The organism is [Bacillus] caldolyticus (assembly GCF_003595605.1).
In the GTDB taxonomy this organism is placed as follows: domain Bacteria; phylum Bacillota; class Bacilli; order Bacillales; family Anoxybacillaceae; genus Geobacillus; species Geobacillus thermoleovorans.
Map to the genome: position 1 here is coordinate 456,493 of NZ_CP025074.1, position 19,262 is coordinate 475,754.

Genomic DNA, 19,262 nt, shown 5'->3' on the forward strand with positions numbered 1-19,262 from the left:
AGTCCTCTCTCGTTTCAAACTGGCAGACAACCGATATATCGGAGCCGGCCGAACGACAGAACGTTCGATTGTATCTGAACGGTTTTGGAAAAAGGACGCCTTCCTCTCATCTTCCCCGCCAAGGCGGCATCCACATAGGTCATTCTTCTTGGCACAAAAAAAACGTCCAGCCGCTACAGCTGGACGGAATGGGCTCCACGATAGCCGAGCCTTGCCGACAGTTCTTTGCCGATCTGCCGCATGCGCACAGTGAGCGATGTGATGCGGTCGTCCGTCATGCGGATCGTCGGGCCGGAAACGCTGATCGCCGCGACGACGCCGCCAGTATAGTCAAAAATCGGAACGGCAACACATCGGATACCGTACTCGTTTTCTTCCAAGTCAAGCGCATACCCGTTTTGCCGGACGGTCTCAAGTTCGCGGAAAAATGCCTCGCGGTCGGTGATCGTCCAATCGGTATGCTTCGGCAGTCCTTTCCGATCGATGATCTCTGCAGCCACCGCGGGCGGCAAATGGGCTAAAATGGCCTTGCCGACCGCCGTGCAATGCATCGGAGCCCGCTTGCCGACTTTGGAGTGCATGCGCAGCGTCTCCGTTCCTTCCAATTTTTCAATATAAATGACTTCCCCTTGATCATAGACGACGAGGTGGATGACCTCGTTCGTTTCTTTTTCGAGCTCGCGCAAATATGGCTTCGCCTCTTGGCGCAAATCGATCGAATCAAGCAGCTTTGAGCTGAGCTCTAAAAACTTGTAGCCGAGCTTATACCGCTCCGTTTCCGGATGTTGTTCGATATAGCCGTATTGGGCAAGCGTCGTTAAAATGCGGTACACCGAACTTTTGTTGATGTCCATTTGTTTCGCGATTTCCGTCACGCCCAGCCCGTCCTTTTTCGTGCTGACGATTTCGATAATTTGCAGCGCCCGGCGGACCGATTTGACCGTGTTTTCTCGTTCCATCGCATTCACCTCGATTTGTTCTCTCCGCTCGCCATTATACACGAACAGCCGGGCTTTTGCAGGCGGGAGAGCAGCGCAGGCGCGCATGGCAGCGAGCGCCGCCTTAACGGACGGAACGTATTCACCGTCAGGACGCGCCTGATGCCTTGTTTGGCCCAGAGATGCCGCAGGTTCGTTATGAACGTTGGATGGAAACGGCTGGCGCTTTGGCGGCGACGAACGTATTGCGGAGCGTGCCGATGCCGTCCACATCGCATTCAATGACCGTCCCCGGGCCGACAAGCTCGGCGCCGACCGGGCTTCCCGTCAAAATGACGTCGCCCGGTTGCAGCGTCATGACATGAGACAAATACGAAATCATTTTGCTGATGGAAATGATCATCAGCTTGGTCGAGCTGTTCTGCTTTTCTTCACCATTGACCCGCGCTTTCACCGATACAGCCCGAGGATCGAGCTCTGTTTCAATGACCGGGCCGAGCGGTGTAAACGTATCGAACGATTTTCCGATCGTCCAATGGCCGTCCGGGTGGAAAAACTGCGGCGCGGTGACATCGTTGGCGACCGTATAGCCGAAAATATACGACCACACGTCTTCTTCGCTCACCTGTTTTGCCTCTTTGCCGATCACAACCGCCAGCTCGGATTCAAATTTCACTTCACCAACCCCGCTCGGAATGACCACCTCCGCTTCCGGCCCGACGACCGACGAGGATGGTTTAAAGAAAAAGACAGGAATATCTGGCAGTTCCACCGGCAGCTGTTCACTGGAGGCCACATAGTTGGCGCCAATGCCGATCACATGGCGCGGCGCAAGCGGCGCCACGAGCGAAACGCGATCATAGCGAAATACGTTTCCCGTATAATCCCAAGCGGTGAACATATTTCCTTCGATTTCGCGGATCACTTCACCGTTCACCACACCGGCGCGAATCGCGCCATCAGCGAGAAAACGGGCAAATTTCATCGATGGCTACCCCTCTCTGACACGATTTTGTTCCTCAACTTTTTCCTTGACTCGAGCCACCCCGGTCTCCATGGCGGCACGGGCGACGGCGGAAGCGACGGCCTCGACGACGCGCCGGTCAAACGGGTTCGGGATGACATACTCTTCCGTCAGCTCTTCCGGCTGGATGAGCCCGGCGATGGCTTCGGCAGCGGCAATTTTCATCGCCTCATTAATTTGCGTCGCCCGCACATCGAGCGCGCCGCGGAAAATGCCAGGGAACGCCAACACGTTGTTCACTTGGTTCGGCAAATCCGACCGGCCGGTCGCGACCACGGCGGCGCCGGCGGCTTTTGCCTCATCCGGCATGATCTCAGGCACCGGATTGGCCAAGGCGAATACGACCGCCCCGCGGTTCATCGTCCGAACCATCGCCGGCGTCAACGCCCCAGCAACCGAGACACCGATAAACACATCCGCGCCTTGAATGACGTCCGCAAGCGTCCCGGAGATACGGCGGTGATTCGTTTGCCGGGCGATTTCTTCCTTGATAGCGTTCATCCCATGCGAGCGCCCTTCATAAATCGCTCCTTTTGTGTCGCAAACGATCAGTTCGCCGACTCCGATCGACAGCAGCAATTTGGCGATCGCCACCCCGGCAGCGCCGGCGCCGTTGATGACAACCCGGCAATCGGCAAGCTGTTTGCCAACCACTTTCAAGGCGTTCGTCAGCCCAGCGGCCACGACAATCGCCGTGCCATGCTGATCATCATGAAACACCGGGATCGCCATCTCTTGGCGAAGACGCTCTTCAATGACAAAGCAGGCGGGGGCGGCGATATCTTCCAAATTGATGCCCCCAAACGCCGGTTCCAGCAACTTGACCGTTTGAATGATTTGTTCCGGATCTTCAGTATCGAGGCAAAGCGGCACGGCATCGATCCCGGCGAACGCTTTGAACAAGGCGGCTTTCCCTTCCATGACCGGAAGCGCCGCCCGCGCGCCAATGTTGCCAAGCCCAAGCACCGCCGTGCCATTCGAGACGACGGCGACAAAATTGCCCTTCACTGTATAGTTGTACATTTCGTCTTGGTCGACGTAAATTTCTTTGCACGGTTCAGCCACTCCCGGCGAATAAATGAGACTTAAATCACTGGCATTCACGACCGGCACTTTCACTTCAACTGACAGCTTTCCTCTTGCCTGCCGATGGACAAGCAACGCTCGTTCTCGCAAATGTTCCATCACTGATCCCTAGCTACTAGCCTTCCCCATCCCCTTGTACCGCCTTTTGTGCTGCTTTGCGTTTGACAACCGGCCAGTAGTAACTAGGAGCTGCCTCCTTTCTCCATTTATTTTCTTAATTTTCTGATCATAATAGATAGGAAGGAACAAGGTCATCCATCCCTTGTTCCTTATACAGCTTTTGGCGTTTATTGCTGAATGGCGGCAAATTTCGCTTTTGCTTCTTGACGGCGGCGGTGCAAAATCGGCTCGGTATAGCCGTTTGGCTGTTCATAGCCGCGGAAAATGAGATCGCACGCCGCTTGGAACGCCACCGAATCATCGTAATTCGGCGCCATCGGACGATAGTTCGGATCGCCGGCGTTTTGTTCGTCGACGACTTTCGCCATCCGCTTGAGCGTCTCAAGCACTTGCTCTTTCGTGCAAATGCCATGATGGAGCCAGTTGGCGAGAATTTGGCTCGAGATGCGAAGCGTCGCCCGGTCTTCCATCAGTCCGACGTTGTGAATGTCCGGCACTTTCGAGCAGCCGATCCCTTGGTCGATCCAGCGGACGACATAGCCTAAAATGCTTTGGCAGTTGTTGTCGAGCTCTTCTTGAATCTCTTCCGCTGTCCATTGCGGATGGTCAACGACCGGGATTTGCAACATGTCGTCGCGATAATCGTTCCGATCGTTCGCCAGTTCGCTTTGCACAGCGGAGACGTTCACTTGATGGTAATGAAGCGCATGGAGCGTGGCCGCTGTCGGCGACGGCACCCATGCCGTATTGGCGCCTGCTTTGAGCTGCGCTCCTTTTTGCTTCAGCATTTCTGCCATCAAATCCGGCATCGCCCACATTCCTTTGCCGATTTGCGCCCGGCCGCGGAAGCCGGCGGCAAGCCCAACGGCGACGTTCGATTTTTCATACGCCTGCAGCCAAGTCGATGATTTCATCTCGTTTTTGCGCAGCATCGGCCCCGCTTCCATCGACGTATGAATTTCGTCTCCGGTCCGGTCGAGGAAGCCGGTGTTGATAAAAATGATGCGGTCGCGCACTTGGTAGATGCAGTTTTTCAAGTTGAGCGACGTGCGGCGCTCCTCGTCCATCACGCCGATTTTAATCGTATTCCGCTCAAGGCCGAGCATATCTTCGACACGGTCAAACAGCTCGTTGGCAAACGCCACTTCCGCCGATCCGTGCATTTTCGGCTTGACGATGTAGATGGAACCTTTGCGCGAATTCAAGTAGCGTGTATTGCCGATGAGCGAATGTTTCATAATCAAGCTTGTAATGACGGCGTCCATGATCCCTTCATGCACTTCCTCGCCATTCGCATGCAAGATCGCGTTGTTCGTCATTAAGTGCCCGACGTTGCGCACGAACATGAGCGAACGGCCCGGCAGCACGAGCTCCCCGCCATCCGGCGTTTTGTATACGCGATCCGGGTTCAGGGAGCGCGTCATGATTTTGCCGTTTTTCTCAAATGTCGCTGTCAAATCGCCTTTAACGAGACCAAACAAGTTGCGGTAAACGAGCACTTTGTCTTCGGCGTCAACGGCCGCCACCGAATCTTCACCGTCCATGATCGTTGTCACGGCCGCTTCTAGGACAATGTCTTTGACCCCGGCTTGATCCGTTTTTCCGACCGCATGCTCGCGGTCGATTTGAATTTCAATGTGAAGGCCATTGTTCTTCAGCAACACCGCTGTCGGATGTTGCGGGTCGCCTTGGAAGCCGACGAATTTTTCCGGCTCTTTCAGCCCCGTCGTCGCCCCGCCTTCTGTCGTCACGACAAGCTGGCCATCAACAATGGCGTACTGGACAGCGTCTTTATGGGAATATTGCGCCAGCGGCACCGCTTCATCTAAAAACTGCCGCCCGTAGGCGATGACTTTCGCCCCGCGCACCGGGTTGTACGACGAACCGCGCTCGGCGCCGTCTTCTTCGCTGATGGCATCGGTGCCGTACAGCGCGTCGTACAGGCTGCCCCAACGGGCGTTGGCAGCGTTTAATGCATAGCGGGCGTTCGTCAACGGAACGACGAGCTGCGGCCCGGCTTGCACGGCAATTTCATCATCGACATTGTCGGTCGTAATCTCAAAGTCCTCGACTTCCGGCTCCAAATAGCCGATGTCTGTCAAAAATGCTTTATATTCGTTAAAATCAAAGCGGCCGCGATGCGCTTTATGCCACTCATTCAATTTTTCTTGAATTTCGTCGCGGCGGGCGAGCAATTCTTTGTTGCGCGGCGTCAAGTCGGAAATGAGCGCGCCGAAATCGCTCCAAAACTTGTCTTGATCCAACCCGCTGTTCGGCAGAAGCTCCTCGTTGACAAAGTCGTACAACACTTTGGCGACTTGGATGTTCCCTTTTTGTACGTATTCGCCCATTATTCTCTTCCCCTCTCTTGTTTCTTATTACGAAACATCGTTTCTCAATTTCTCTAAAAAGATGATACCATGAAACGAAATGACTGGCAATCGTTTTCAAAAAATTTTCATTTCACTGTCGACGGCATCTTTGTCTCTACACAACGCCCCGGCGTCGGGAACAGCTTGCCGGCGTTGAGCAAGTTTTTCGGGTTAAACACGTCGCGGATTGCCGTTTGCGCCAAAATTTCCTCATCAGTGAAAATGAAGCGCATCTCTTCTTTTTTCTCAATGCCAACGCCATGTTCCCCTGTAATTGATCCGCCGACCGCCGCGCACGCCTTGAGGCATTCGCTTCCGGCGGCAAGCGCCCGCTCCGTCTCCCCAGGCTTGCTCGCATCAAACAGCACAAGCGGGTGCAAATTGCCGTCGCCGGCGTGGAAAATGTTTGCGATTCTCAGTCCATACTTGCGGCTGATATCGGCGATTTCCCGCAGCACTTCCGGCAGACGGCTGCGCGGAATGACGCCATCTTGCACTAAATAGTCAGGCGAAATCGCCCCCATGGCGCCAAAGCCGGTTTTCCGGTTCGCCCACCAGCGGGCCCGTTCTTCCTCTGACTGGGCGACTTTCACTTCGCGCACATGATGGCGGCGGCAAATCGTTAAAATATCGTTGATTTGTTCGTCGATCCCGGCGGAAATGCCATCCACTTCAATGAGCAACAGCGCGGCGATGTCTTTCGGATGCCCGACCGGAAACGCGGCCGCTTCGACCGCCTCGATGGCCGTTTGGTCCATCATCTCGAGCGCCGCCGGCACGATTCCAGCGGAAATGATGTCGGAAACGGTCTGGCTCGCATCTTCCACTTCGTCAAAATAGGCGAGCACCGTCTGTTTGGCCTCGGGATTTTTCAACAAACGGACGGTGATTTTTGTCACGATGCCAAGCGTCCCTTCCGACCCGGTCAGCAGCCCGAGCAAATCGTAGCCTGGCGGATCGGGAACGCCGTTTCCGCCGATTTCAATCACTTCGCCGTTCGGCAAGACGACTTCAAGCCCTAAAATATGGTTCGTCGTCACTCCGTATTTTAAGCAGTGGGCGCCGCCAGCGTTTTCAGCGACGTTGCCGCCGATCGTGCAGCAATATTGGCTTGACGGGTCGGGCGCATAGTAATAGCCGCGGTGGGCGACCGAGTTCGTCAACTTCAAGTTGACAAACCCCGGCTCGACGACGGCGCGCCGGTTTTCGAGATCGACGTGCAACAGCCGCTTCATCCGCGTTAGGCTGATGACGACTTCGCCGTTTAGCGGAATCGCCCCGCCGCTTAACCCCGTGCCGGCGCCGCGGGCGAGAAACGGAAGATCATGCTCATGGCAGTATTTGACGACCGCCGCCACTTGCTCCGTGCTGTTTGGAAATACAACCGCCCTTGGCAAATGGCGGTGGACGGTGAAGCCGTCGCAGTCATACGCCATTAAATCTTCTTTCCGGTATAAAATCGCCTGTTCCCCAACGATGCGGGCGAGCGCTTGGATGTGCGGGTCGTTCGTTGCAATCGGCCGTTTTCTCATATGCGCACGTCCTTCCCTTCTTCTTTTTGGTACGCCCAATCGAGCAGCTGCACCGTATGGACGATTTTTTGGTTTCGTCCATGTTTCATGACGCCAAGCGCCATTTGCAGCATGCAACCTGGATTGCCCATCGAGATCAGCTCCACCTCTTGCGGCACGTGTTGCATTTTGCTCTCAAGCACCGCTTGTGCCATCTCCGGATGGGTGAGGTTGTAAATGCCGGCGCTGCCGCAGCAACGATCGGCGTTTGGCATGGCGACCATTTCCACCCCCGGAATGCTTTCAATCAAAGCGCGCGGCTCTTGGCGGATGCCCTGGCCATGGGCCAAATGGCACGCATCATGGTAGGTGAGGCGCACGTTCAATTCCGCTTTCGGTGGTTTGAAGCCCGTGTCATGCAAAAATTTGGACACATCCTCAACTTTGGCGGCAAATTGCTCCGCCTTTTCATGCCATTCCGGGTCATGGCGGAACAGTTCCGGATATTCTTTCAACATGCAGCCGCAGCCGGCGGCGTTAACGATGACATGGTCGACATGTTGAAACGCCTCAATATTTTGCTTGGCGAGCTTCCGGCCGGTTTCGCGGTCGCCGGCGTGAACGTGAAGCGCCCCGCAGCACGTCTGGTTCGGGACGATGACGACATCGTTGCCGTTATGGGTCAATACACGGATCGTCGCTTCGTTAATATCACTAAACATAACATCCATGACGCATCCGGTCAAAATCGCGACGGTTCGCTTTGTTTCCCCCTTCGCCTTAATGAGCGGCTGATGTTTATACTTTCTCCGAACCGGCGTACCGACCGCTGGCAAAATCGCCTCCATCTCAGCCAAGTGATCGGGCATGACACGCAGCAGTCCGGTTTTGCGCGCCACCGTCTGCAAGCCGCTTTTTTGGTACCATTTCAGCAGGCGGCCGAGCCAATCGAGGCGCGACGGATGCGGAAAAATGCCTTTTAAGAAAACGTCGCTGACAAGCGCCTTCCAACCGGTGAGCGGAACCGCCTGGCGGAGCTGGCCGCGCACTTGTTCAATGAGCCCACCGACATCGACATCGGCCGGGCAAGCCATCGTGCATGCACGGCAATCCAAGCACGTAAAAATCGGATCGAGCAAATCAGGCGTCAACTCAAGCTTCCCTTCGCCGACCGACTTCATCAAATGAACGCGGCCGCGCGGAGAGTGCTGTTCTTCACCCGTCTGTTCGTACGTCGGGCATGATTCTAAACACATGCCGCAATGAACGCAATCAGCCCACTTGCTCGGGTCCGGCAAATCGTGAAAACGATAGTTGCCAAGACTCGCGGTCGCACACGCCGGGCTGTCCGCCCGTTCATTGGTCATCGTGCTCATCATTAAATCCCCCCAATAAAGCGTTGATCGTTGACCGTTTTGTTCGGATCGATTTTCCGCTTAATGCCTTCGAGCAAGAAAAAGTACGACGGCTTTCCGCCCCAGACGTCGACGCGCTGGCGCAGCGAAAGCGGCAAATGTTTCACAATCGCGTAGCCGCCAAGGCGAACCGCCGTTTGGCGCAGCTCCTCGATTGCGGTCAACACTCCCTCTTCGCCGCCGTGCATATACGCCTGACAAAGCCCGTGGCCCAATCCGCCGTGCGCCTCGATGCGGACATGGCAACGGTCAGCGATTAAAACGCTTTCACGCAAGATGGAGAGTACATCCAAGTTGACAACCCCGATTTTCACTGCCGCTTCAACACCGTTTTCCGCCTGCTCCAGACGCCCGTTCGGTGCCATCGTGTAAAACGTCCGCCAAAACGCCGCCGTCTCTTCGCCGGCTAAAATGGACATTTCCACCGCTTTCGGCCGCAGTCGTTCAACCCAATGCTCTTGGTAATGGACGGCGTTTTCCACATCTTCAAACCCGATCACAAGCGTATAAACCGGCCGTCCCGTCAGCCGCTCGGAAAGCGCCGGGTTGAGCAGTTCAAAACAAATCGGCTCCATCATTGTATCAAGGAACGAAACGGCAAACGAGCGAATGTCATGAAGATCGCCGCTTGGGAACGACAGCAACACAACGCTTTCATATTTCGCGAGCGGTCGAAGCTTGAGCGTAATCTCGCTCAGCACCCCGAGCGTCCCCATCGCCCCAATGAACAACTTATTCATATCGTAGCCGGCGACATTTTTTACCACTTTGCCTCCGGAACGAATGACGGTCCCGTTCGGATAGACGACGCGCAGCCCGATGACCGAATCGCGCGCTGCCCCATAGCCGAGCCGCTTCGGACCGCTATCGTTCGCGGCAATGACCCCTCCGATCGTCGCTTCCTCCGGCCAAAACGGGTCCAAGGCGACCTTTTGCCGATGCGGAGCGAGCGCGCGCTGCAAATCACCAAACACCGTTCCGGCTTTGACAGTGACCGTCATATCGGCGGCCGCATGTTCGACAATGCCGGCATAGTGTTCCAACGACAGCAAGATGTCCGCCTGTTCCCGATGCCCGCCAAACCCCCGTTTTGTGCCGCGTCCAGCGATGACGACTTTTTTGCCATGGCGGTCGGCATAGCGGAGCACCGCAGCGATTTCTTCCTCTGTTCGCGGATAGACGGTCACCGCCCCATCATTGCCGAGGGGGTGGAACGATTCATTCCGTTTGATCTGTTCTGGATGCAAAAACGCCTGCAGCTCCTCAATCCATGTCAATGAAAGCATGAGCGCCCTCCTCCGTTTCGTAATAAGAAACATCGTTTCTTTTTATCAGTAAAAAAAAGCGAGCCGCTCGAACCGTTTTCTTTATCAGGCGGAGGGTGTCCCAAAAGAATCGGGACACCTTTTCCGATCACCGTCATATATACAAGTGATTTAGCCCAAAACAACCTTTGGGGCCAGCCCTCCTGCTACTTCTATTAAACCATCGCTCATCCATTTTTTCAATGAATTTTTTGAATTTAGGGATCATTTTGTTCATTCCGTCTCTTCCACCACCACTCCGACCCGCTGCTCGAGCGGCTGAATGACCGCGGCCATATCCAAGTCGGCAAGGCCTGCGGCGATCGCTGCGGCAAACGCTTCTTCTGCTTGAATGCCGAGTCGGCGGCCAAGGCCGATTTCATCCATCAACTCGTTCGCCAAGCGCACATCTTTATGTACATACTTGACCGCCCCGCCAGGAGTGAATCGACGCGGCAACACGAACTGCTCCATATGGCGGCGCAACATCCGGCTGTCTCCATAGCTTTCTTTTAACAGCCGATACAGCTTCCCGGCATGAAGCCCATAAGCGACGCCAGCGACCATCGCTTCCGCCGCGGCGACCGAATGGACGGCGACCAAGTACTGGTTGATCGCTTTTGCCGCGCTGCCGGCGCCGCTTTCTCCTAAATATTCAACCGTTTTTCCTAACACCCGAAGCAGCGGACGCACCCGCTCCCATGCTTCTTTCGCCCCGCCGACCATGATCGTCAGCGCCCCTTGCTCCGCCCCTTCCGGCCCGCCGCTTACCGGCGCGTCCAAATAGGCGACGCCGTGCTCATCGGCGCGCCGAGCGACAAACCGGCTTGTTTTCGGACCGACGGTTGTAAAATCAAGGCAAATCGTCCCCGGATAGGCCGCGCTAAGGACGCCGCCTTCACCTGTATACACCTCGATGACATCATCCGGCATCGATAAGCACGTGCAAATGATATCCGCCTCGCCAGCCAGCTCTGCCACTGTCGCCGCCTGTCGGGCGCCAAGGTTGACAAGCGGAACCGCTTTTTCTGTCGTACGGTTGTACACCGTGACATTGAATCCCGCTTCAAGCAGCCGTCTAGCCATGCGCGAGCCCATCACGCCCAATCCGATAAAGCCGACGCGTGTCATCGTCCGCCTCCCCCTTTCATTCCGCGGTATTCATCATACCAGACAAAACTTTCGCTGCTTTTCCCTGATGGAATGTACTCAAGTCCAATCGCTCCATTGTAGCCGTGCTCTTGCAAAAATGCGAAAATCTCGCGATACGGAAGCTCTCCCGTCCCCGGCTCATGCCGCCCGGGGGCATCAGCGAATTGCACATGCGCGATGAGCGGTACGTAGTCGGCAAACATCGCTGTCACATTGCGTCCGAGCCGAGCCATATGATAGACGTCATATTGCAATTTCACATTCGTCCGGCCGAGATCGCGGATGATCGCCGCCGCTTCCTCAATATCGGTTAAAAAGTAGCCGGGCATATCGAACGGATTGATCGGTTCAATCGTCAGCGTCAAACCATGAACAGCAAGCGTTGCAGCCGCTTCGTCAATGCGGCGCATATACGTCTCCTTCGCCCGCTCGCGCGGCAAGTCCCTTGGCAACACTCCGGCCATGCAATGAAGATTCGGTACACCGAGCGCGAGCGCATAACGCACTCCTTCCTCCAGTGCACGCCGGAATTCATCATGACGGTCAGAAAAAATGGCGAGCCCGCGCTCCCCCTTTTCCCAATCGCCAGCGGGCAAATTCAGCAAAACAAGCGACAGCTCAAGCTGCTCGAGTTCATCAGCAATCGCCTCAGGAGCCACCGAGTACGGAAACTGGCATTCAACGTGCGAAAACCCATGCTGCTTCGCCTTGGCAAACCGGGCGAGAAACGGCGCTTCCGTGAAAATCGTCGATACATTGACGGCAAACTTCATCATGAGGCTCCTTTCTTCTCCATTTCTTTCTCTATATTCGCCCCACCGTTTGCCGATTCCTGCCTCACCGCGTTTCCCCTTTAATGCCGTAAAAAAACAGCCGCACCATTTCGACTTGCCGCTTTGATCAATGCCACGGTCATGGAAAAAGGGCTGCCCCAAAAGCAGCCCTTTTTGGCGCTCAATCCTCATCGCTGGCGAAAAAACGCAAAATGTAGACAAACAAGTTGATGAAATCAAGGTAAATATTGACCACAATCATCGGGATGTCCGCTTCCGTAAAGCCATAGCGGGCCAAACGGTTGATGTCGTAAATCGTAAAGCCAAGGAAAATCAAAATCCCCAAAGCGGCGATGCCCATTTGCCCTACGCTTGAGAATGGGATGAACCATTGGATGATCAGCAAGCCAAGGAGCGCAAACGCGCCCAGCATCAAAAACCCGCCGAGGAACGAAAAATCTTCTTTCGTTCTCGCTGCGTAAATGGCAACGCCGGAAAACGATACAACGGCCAGCGCAAACGCTTTGAACACCGCCGCCGCGCCGATGATGGAAATGTAATAGCCGATGAGCGGATAGAGCGTCGCCCCCGAGACAAACATAAACGCAAACATAAGCGGATAGCCGACAGCTTTTTTCACGCGGGCGAACATCATGACCAACAGCAGCACAAGTTCAAGCCCGTAAAGGGGCAAATACAGGCCAGCCGGCACCCATTGCCCGGCATACAGCCCCGCCGTCGCGACGGCCAGCGCCGCTAAAAAGGAAACCGCCAACTTCGCCACTGGGCTATGCGGACGATAAACGGTCGAATGATTCATGGCAACCCCCTCCTTTTTCTTTCTAGTTTAGCATATATTTGTTTCTTGTCACAGCCCTTTCTTTTTGATTGACGCAGACTGCATGGACCGTCCACCATGATGTATGGCCCATCGTTCGATCCATCGAAACCAGCGGGCGGCAAACAGTTTTTTCAGCACCGGTGGAACGACAAGCAAAATGAAAAAAATGCGGAACATTTGATAACTTGTCACAACGGCAAGGTCGGCATGCGCTTCCCGCGCCAAAATTCCCATTTGATCCATGCCCCCGGCGCCAAGGCGATGAACGCTGTCAAATACGGCACGCCATGCAGAGCCGTTAAGACAAATGCCGAAGCCATGGAAAACAAAATGAGCGCAAGACCGGTAACCACAGCCGCCAGCACGGCTCTTCCCTTTTCCGCGATGCGAGCCGGTTTCAGCATTAAGCCTAGATAAGCGCCCATCGCGATTTGCGCGATATCTAACAAAGGAGCTGGCAAATGGGGCGCCGGCGTCCCGGCAATGACCAGAGCCGATGTTCCGATGATCGGGCCAAGCAAATAGGCAGTCGGCAGTTTGATGCGCCTTCCGATGATCGCGCTGGCAACCGTGACGATCAAATACAGCCAAACAAGACCGACGCTCCAATGCGCCCCTTGTCCGCATTCTGCGCCCGTCCCCGCCTCAGCGCCGCCGGAAAAGAACGGGCTTAAGGCGATAAGCGGGACGAGAAACACGACGCCCATCAGGCGCATCACTTGAAAAAACGTGACAATCGTTGCATCGACACCGTCGAGCTCCTCGCCCAACACAAGCATTTGCGACAATCCGCCGGGGATGCTGCCGGTGACAACCGAACGGAGCGGAATCCTTGTCCATCTCGCGACAAGGCAAGAAACAAGGAAGCTAAACAACAAAATCAACACCGTCGCCAGCAACATCGCCGGCAATTGTCGGCCCATCTCCACAAGCGTTCCTGCCGTCATCGATGTCCCTAGCGTATAGCCGATCGGAATGAGCGCAGCGTTGCGAATGCCGACCGGCCAATACAACTTTCCCTTCAAAAAACGACCAACCAAAAGCAACGCAGCTGCTGGACCGAGCATCCAATGGAGCGGAACGCCAAACAAGGCGAAAATGAAGCCGCCGAGCGCCGCGATCACCAGCGTCAACGCGATGCGCGCCATGCTGTTCCGCCCTTGTTGTCTTTCCAAAGCCAAGCGAACACTTCCTCTCCACCTTACATCAACGAAATTGTGCTTGCTGTCAATGAACAAAACTTGACAGCGCAGCGATTGTACTTGACTGCCGGTTTTATCGACAGCGGACGGCGGCGCGAAGGCAAAAAGGGACGGCAACTGTTGCTCTACTATCCGCTTTCTGCAAACTATATAGATGCAACGAAATCGTTTAACATATCCTTGACGGAAAAGTGGCTCATCCATTTTTGACTGTCGAAGGCAAGCCATAGGCTTGCCTCCGTCACGCTAAGGCGTGACGGAAGACCGAACAACGACTCGCTTAAAGACCCATTCATGGGTCTTTAAGCGGTGTTGTTCGGTCACTCGACAGTCGGATGAAATGACCGGTAAAAACGAAAAATGTTAAAGCTTTAAATTGCATCAGAAATACCAAACAAAAACATTCCTCTCCTGTTTAGCAGAGAGGAATGCTTCTCTTCCCATGAAAGGCAAGGAGCAGTGAAGCCAACGGCCCTCGCTTTTTCGCCGATGCGCCGTCCGCTTAATCAGCGAATAAATCGGATGACAAATACCGCTCGCCGGAATCGGGCGCCATGCAAAGGACGCGGGCGCCTTTGGGGAGCTGTTTCGCCACTTTGATGGCGTAATAGGCACTGGCAGCGGCCGAAGCGCCGACCAAAATGCCTTCCTTCGCCGCCAGTTCGCGCGCCATCTGTTGGGCATCCTCATCTTTGATCAAAAAAATGTCATCATAAATCGAGCGATTTAAAATTTTCGGGATAAACCCCGGACCCGTGCCGGGAATTTTGTGCGGCCCCGGCTTGCCGCCCGACAACACAGGCGAACCGTACGGTTCAACGACGTAAATGCGCAAATTCGGGATGCGTTTTTTCAGCTCCTCCCCTGTTCCGGTCACCGTCCCGCCGGTGCCGGCGGTTAACACGAACGCATCGAGCCGTCCATCAAACGCTTCATAAATTTCCACCGCTGTTGTATGCCGGTGTGCATCCGGATTGGCCGGATTTTCAAACTGCATCGGAATAAAGCTGTCAGGGATTTCGCCAGCAAGCCGGTTTGCCTCATCGATCGCCCCTTGCATCCGCTTCTCCGCCGGCGTCAAATAGACTTCGGCTCCGTACGCCTTTAAAATTTTCACCCGTTCGACCGTCGCATTGTCGGGCATCGTAATGATGCAACGGTAACCTCTGGCGGCGCACACCATGGCCAGGCCGATGCCGGTGTTGCCGGACGTCGGTTCAATGATCGTGCTTTTTCCCGGTGCAATTTTCCCTTCCGCCTCGGCGCGGCGGATCATTTCCCAAGCGGGCCGGTCTTTGACGCTGCCGCCCGGATTGAACGATTCAAGCTTCATATACACATCCGCGCCGTCCGGGTCAGGAAGACGCTGCAACTTTACAATCGGCGTGCCGCCAATCAAATCTAAAATCGAGTCATACAATTTCACGATCGTCCCCAACCTTTAGCAAAATATTTGTTTGCCTCATTCATTATAAATGATTTTTCTTTTTTCGTTCAAACAGTCTGTCCCGCCCGCAGCACCAGGTTTTTTGATCGTTTTTCGCAAAAGGACGTTCGTTTGGCCGGACCGATTGCGATTTTTCCCCTGTTCTAGTCCGATATTCCCCCTTATAATAAAAAATAAATGATGGAAAGCGAGGTGGCTTTTTTGGCATCTGCGGCACAGCAGCTCGTCACCCATTTAGAAGCCCATTTGCCGAACTTTCTCGCCTATTGGCGGCAACATATGAAAATTGCCGACGATGACAAATACATCGATCATGTCGAACAAAACGGCTTAGCAGTGTTTGAGCTGGTCAAAGAAGCGCTGTTGCGGTCGCTATCTAGCGAGACGGTCGAACGGTTAGCCAACAAAATCGCGAAAGAACGTGCGGAAATGAATGTCGGCATCGGCGCTCTCGTCTACAACGTCAACCTTGGGAGGCGGCTCGTCATCAACCACGCGCTCGCCGCGCCGCTGCCGGTCGACGAGCTGTCCCCGCTCATCGACCATTTGAACGAGCTGTTTGACCAATTTCTGTTTCATGCCATCACAAAATACAATGAGTTAAAGGAAAAAGAACTGCATGAAAAAAACGCGCTCATTGCCAGATCGCATCAAGACCGGCTGACGCTGCTTGGGCAAATGTCATCGAGTTTTGTCCATGAGTTTCGCAATCCGCTTACGGCTATTATTGGTTTTATTCAATTATTGAAGTTTGAGCATCCGCATCTTCCTTATTTAGACATTATCGACCATGAGTTGCAGCAGCTGAAATTTCGCATTTCGCAATTTTTGCATGCCTCACGCAAAGAAATTGTTGAAAGCGAAAAAGAAACGTTTTCGCTGTACCAGTTGTTGGAGGAAATTATCGAGTTTTTATACGCCACGATCGTCGACAGCGATGTCGACCTTTCGGTGGCGATCGATGAATCCATACATATATTTGCCTATAAAGATCAGCTGCGCCAGGTGCTGGTAAACATTTTGCTCAACTCGATCGAAGCGGTGAAAGAGAGGGAAAAACCGCGGCGGATCAACATCGCCGCCCGTTGCCAAGACGGAAGCATCATCATCGAAATCGCCAACAACGGTCCGTCAATTCCAGCCGACATTGTGGAAACGATTTTCGAGCCGTTTTTTACAACGAAAAAACTCGGAACCGGCATCGGCCTGTACATTTGCAAAAAAGTGATCGAAGACCACGGCGGGGATATCTGCTGTTCTTCCGACGACAACATGACGACGTTTTCCATCCGCCTCCCTGCATGACGAACAGCGAAAATGGGCAAGATGGATGAAAAAAGGTGATGCCGATGAAAACGTCTTGGAAAAGCTGGTTGGAGCAGGCGGCAAGTGCCATCCGCGAATGGCTCGAGCGGGAAGCGCATTCGTTCGCCGAGCTCGCTGCGTTCATCCGCCATCATCCAGATACCCTGCGGTCAGAACGCACATGGCTTGGCTTGACGTACCGGTTCTACTCGCTCACGATAAACGGAGTGTCATTGAAAATGGAAACGAAAGTCGCCCGCGAAGGCAAGGAGCGCATTCTCTTTTTATCGGTCCATGCTCCGCGTACGAAAGCCGCTGTCTACCGCGCCTATGACGAAGACGGCGATTTGGCGGACATCATCGCCACTCCGCCGCTGTCCCAAAAAACCGCACCGGTTTGACCACGGTGCGGTTTTTTCATCATCATTTCGCGAAAAAGCCCCGCTTCCAAGCGAAACGAAAGCAGGAAGAAAGGTCAACCTTGCATGCCCTGCAGCCATTCTTGGTAACATTCCGGACAAAGCGTTTCTTCGCGTTCTTCGCCATTCGTATGGAACGATACGTAATGCACCTTGTCATCGCACTCGCACTGACAGTAAAAACATGTTTCGCTCATCGCTTTCCCTCCCTTGCCTATTAGTGTGAGCCGTCTTATAACAGCGTTGCAAGGGAACTATTCCCAGCGGCATGAGCGCAGAATAAACGACGCTCGATGCGGTCAGCGCGAGGTGAGCGACAACAAATAGTCCAATACCGCCTCTTGCTCTTCCTTCGTAAATCCGGCTTGACGGTCGATCCAATAACGGTGCCCGGCGCCGGTCACATGCACCGTCCGCAAGTCGGAGTCCTTGGCGTTGGCGGCGATGACGCGCTCGCGCCACGTCCGGTCGATCAGCGCCCGCAGACTGTTGCGCGCATCAGGGGCGATGCCTTTTTGAACGGTGCCCGAAAGCCCGAGCTCACCGTTCGGCCCAACCGCCACGCCGCCATCATGCAAGTATGGAGCGCTCCAAGCGAGCCCGATCAGGCTCGGCACTTTATACCCTCCCGGTGAATCGCCATGAGCAAAGGAGAGCCGGATTTGTTCTCGGTCTAACTGATCAGTTGGCACTTTCAACACTTTCGCCCCTTTTGGAATCGGCACCGGCGTGTCAGGAGCGTACAACACCGGCTCTCCAAACACTTTTTCTGTTTTCTTCAGCGCTTTCGCCCGCGACGGCTCGGTGCCCACTACATCAGCAGCGATGACTCGGTTGTTCGTCAAATACGCCCCGGCATGGCAGCGGATGCAACCGGCGCGGACAAACACCTCTCTTCCTCTCGCCGCCCGCTCCTCGCTGATCCGTTCATTTGGCGGCGGCGGATTGAGCGTATTTTGCCAAGCGGCCACGGCATTGTTTTGCTCATTGAACCGATAACCCGGCTCGCTGACGATCAACCCATCTGGAGCGACGAGCGATACTTTCGGAAACTGCGGCGGCGCGACAAACTGATTAACGCCGGCCGTTTTCGGCGTCGGGTCGACTTTCGCGAAAAAGGCGGACGGTTTCTCCTTTGTCGTCGGCTGATAGCGAAACCGCGGATGGGCGGCGTTTTGCAAAATCGTGCCGAGATACACTTCTTTATCAATGCCAAACAGCGCATCGCTAATTTCCGCCTGCGCGAGCGAATCGGCATTTTGCGCGTGCACGTTGTTGCTGAAAGCAGCCAAGCCATGGAATGAGCCGGCGGCGGCAAAGCCGCTCCACCCGTACGGATGGTCGCCGCGTGTAAACGAATCCGGAATTTGCGCCGGATTCGCTTTCATATCGATCGTCGAATCAAAATTGCCGCGCGGCCAGCTGGCAAAAATGCGATCCACGTCCCGCTCAAGCAGCTCCGGATCCGGCAGCGCCGCTTTGCGCCCGTGCGAATCGATGATCGTCCGATCGAACGAGCGGATATATTTTTTCAGCGAGCGGATATTGGCATGAGTAAAATAAGCGCTCGAATTCGTCGCCAACGCCATGAGCATTCCGGCATTCAAATCGTTGTTCGGCGCCCCTTCCACCACTTTTTTGGTCACTGGATCGACGGTCGCATGGCAGGCGGCGCAGCTGATGCCGACGCGCATGCGGCCGCCGTCGGTGACGATCGGCATCCCGAGCGGCAAGTATGACCCTTTGGGCACGTCGATGCCCGTGTCGATCAACTCGCCTTTTTTATATGTGCGTCCGCCGATCGTCACATCTTCGGCAAGCGGCACGCGCAAATTCGTCGTCCCTTCTCCTTTTAATGCGACAATAGCTTTGGCCATATTGGCAAGCGTCAGCGGCCCGTCGACAATACCCATAATGTCGGTCAAAAACACTTCATTGCCGAACGTTTCTTTATAAAACACCTCCTTGCCGAGACGAAGCAACCGGTCATCGACGACAACCGCCCCTTCCTCTTTTTGCAAATGCTCGTTTCTAGCCGACAACGCTTGGATGCGGCGGTCATCCGCTGCGATCCATCGCCCCCACACATCGATTCCAGTCTGTTTGCTCGCTTCATACGGCGCAATATCGCTCCCATCCGGCACAAACGCATACTCGCCTCGGCGCAAAAGAAGAACGGCCCCGGCAACCAAAAGAAGGAGAACAGCAACGCTTAGCACAATGAATGTTTTTCTCACCCGTTTCCCTACCTCCTTCATAAAGCGGATTGCGCCCATAGTATGCCCCGCTCTAGGCAAAACTTGAGCGCGCGGACTCCTTCTTTTCCCCATTGTCGCGATCGTTCAAAGCGCCA

Annotated in this window: 15 protein-coding genes and 1 pseudogene; 2 read left to right on the forward strand and 14 right to left on the reverse strand. The window is 54.7% G+C overall.

Going from position 1 to position 19,262, the window contains the following annotated elements:
• Positions 1-173 precede the first annotated feature (173 nt).
• From CWI35_RS02465 to cysK, 12 genes and pseudogenes are all read right to left on the reverse strand, one after another.
• On the reverse strand, positions 174-959 hold the full coding sequence (locus tag CWI35_RS02465; RefSeq protein ID WP_031213154.1) for an IclR family transcriptional regulator: 786 nt from the start codon (positions 957-959) through the stop codon (positions 174-176).
• A gap of 175 nt (positions 960-1,134) precedes the next feature.
• Positions 1,135-1,923 carry a fumarylacetoacetate hydrolase family protein gene (locus tag CWI35_RS02470; protein ID WP_011231031.1) on the reverse strand — a complete coding sequence of 263 codons (789 nt, stop codon included), beginning with the start codon at positions 1,921-1,923 and terminating at the stop codon, positions 1,135-1,137.
• A gap of 6 nt (positions 1,924-1,929) precedes the next feature.
• Complete coding sequence (locus CWI35_RS02475) at positions 1,930-3,147, reverse strand: NAD(P)-dependent malic enzyme (RefSeq protein WP_014195679.1); 1,218 nt, start codon at positions 3,145-3,147, stop codon at positions 1,930-1,932.
• Between the two features lie 188 nt (positions 3,148-3,335).
• Positions 3,336-5,519 (reverse strand): malate synthase G, encoded by a 2,184-nt coding sequence (locus CWI35_RS02480; RefSeq protein WP_011231029.1) that lies wholly within the window; start codon positions 5,517-5,519, stop codon positions 3,336-3,338.
• Positions 5,520-5,626: 107 nt separating this feature from the next.
• A complete protein-coding gene (locus tag CWI35_RS02485; protein ID WP_014195677.1) occupies positions 5,627-7,072 on the reverse strand; it encodes an FAD-linked oxidase C-terminal domain-containing protein in 1,446 nt (481 codons plus the stop codon).
• Positions 7,069-8,430, reverse strand: a complete 1,362-nt coding sequence (locus CWI35_RS02490) for a (Fe-S)-binding protein (protein ID WP_119877458.1) — start codon at positions 8,428-8,430, stop codon at positions 7,069-7,071. The genes CWI35_RS02485 and CWI35_RS02490 overlap by 4 nt, the downstream gene beginning before the upstream one ends.
• Positions 8,430-9,752, reverse strand: a complete 1,323-nt coding sequence (locus CWI35_RS02495; RefSeq protein ID WP_011231026.1) for an FAD-binding oxidoreductase — start codon at positions 9,750-9,752, stop codon at positions 8,430-8,432. Before CWI35_RS02495 ends, CWI35_RS02490 begins: the two co-directional genes overlap by 1 nt.
• A 252-nt stretch (positions 9,753-10,004) precedes the next feature.
• Positions 10,005-10,901, reverse strand: a complete 897-nt coding sequence (locus CWI35_RS02500) for an NAD(P)-dependent oxidoreductase (protein WP_014195674.1) — start codon at positions 10,899-10,901, stop codon at positions 10,005-10,007.
• On the reverse strand, positions 10,898-11,695 hold the full coding sequence (gene hyi / locus CWI35_RS02505) for a hydroxypyruvate isomerase (RefSeq protein ID WP_081472554.1): 798 nt from the start codon (positions 11,693-11,695) through the stop codon (positions 10,898-10,900). Before hyi ends, CWI35_RS02500 begins: the two co-directional genes overlap by 4 nt.
• A gap of 181 nt (positions 11,696-11,876) precedes the next feature.
• Positions 11,877-12,515, reverse strand: coding sequence for a Bax inhibitor-1/YccA family protein (locus CWI35_RS02510; protein ID WP_011231023.1), 639 nt, complete (start codon positions 12,513-12,515; stop codon positions 11,877-11,879).
• Between the two features lie 48 nt (positions 12,516-12,563).
• Positions 12,564-13,684: pseudogene (locus CWI35_RS02515) on the reverse strand (AbrB family transcriptional regulator).
• A gap of 556 nt (positions 13,685-14,240) precedes the next feature.
• A complete protein-coding gene (gene cysK, locus CWI35_RS02530; RefSeq protein WP_011231021.1) occupies positions 14,241-15,164 on the reverse strand; it encodes a cysteine synthase A in 924 nt (307 codons plus the stop codon).
• Between the two features lie 222 nt (positions 15,165-15,386).
• Between cysK and CWI35_RS02540 the strand changes: the two genes are divergently transcribed.
• Both CWI35_RS02540 and CWI35_RS02545 read left to right on the forward strand, forming a co-directional pair.
• Positions 15,387-16,490: a sensor histidine kinase gene (locus tag CWI35_RS02540; RefSeq protein WP_014195670.1), complete on the forward strand. Its 1,104-nt coding sequence runs from the start codon at positions 15,387-15,389 to the stop codon at positions 16,488-16,490.
• Between the two features lie 44 nt (positions 16,491-16,534).
• A complete protein-coding gene (locus tag CWI35_RS02545; protein WP_011231018.1) occupies positions 16,535-16,891 on the forward strand; it encodes a hypothetical protein in 357 nt (118 codons plus the stop codon).
• A gap of 74 nt (positions 16,892-16,965) precedes the next feature.
• Here the strand turns inward: CWI35_RS02545 and CWI35_RS18200 are convergent, their stop codons facing one another.
• On the reverse strand, positions 16,966-17,106 hold the full coding sequence (locus CWI35_RS18200) for a hypothetical protein (protein WP_020278855.1): 141 nt from the start codon (positions 17,104-17,106) through the stop codon (positions 16,966-16,968).
• Positions 17,107-17,208: 102 nt separating this feature from the next.
• Complete coding sequence (locus CWI35_RS02550) at positions 17,209-19,146, reverse strand: hypothetical protein (RefSeq protein WP_011231016.1); 1,938 nt, start codon at positions 19,144-19,146, stop codon at positions 17,209-17,211.
• Between the last annotated feature and the right edge of the window lie 116 nt (positions 19,147-19,262).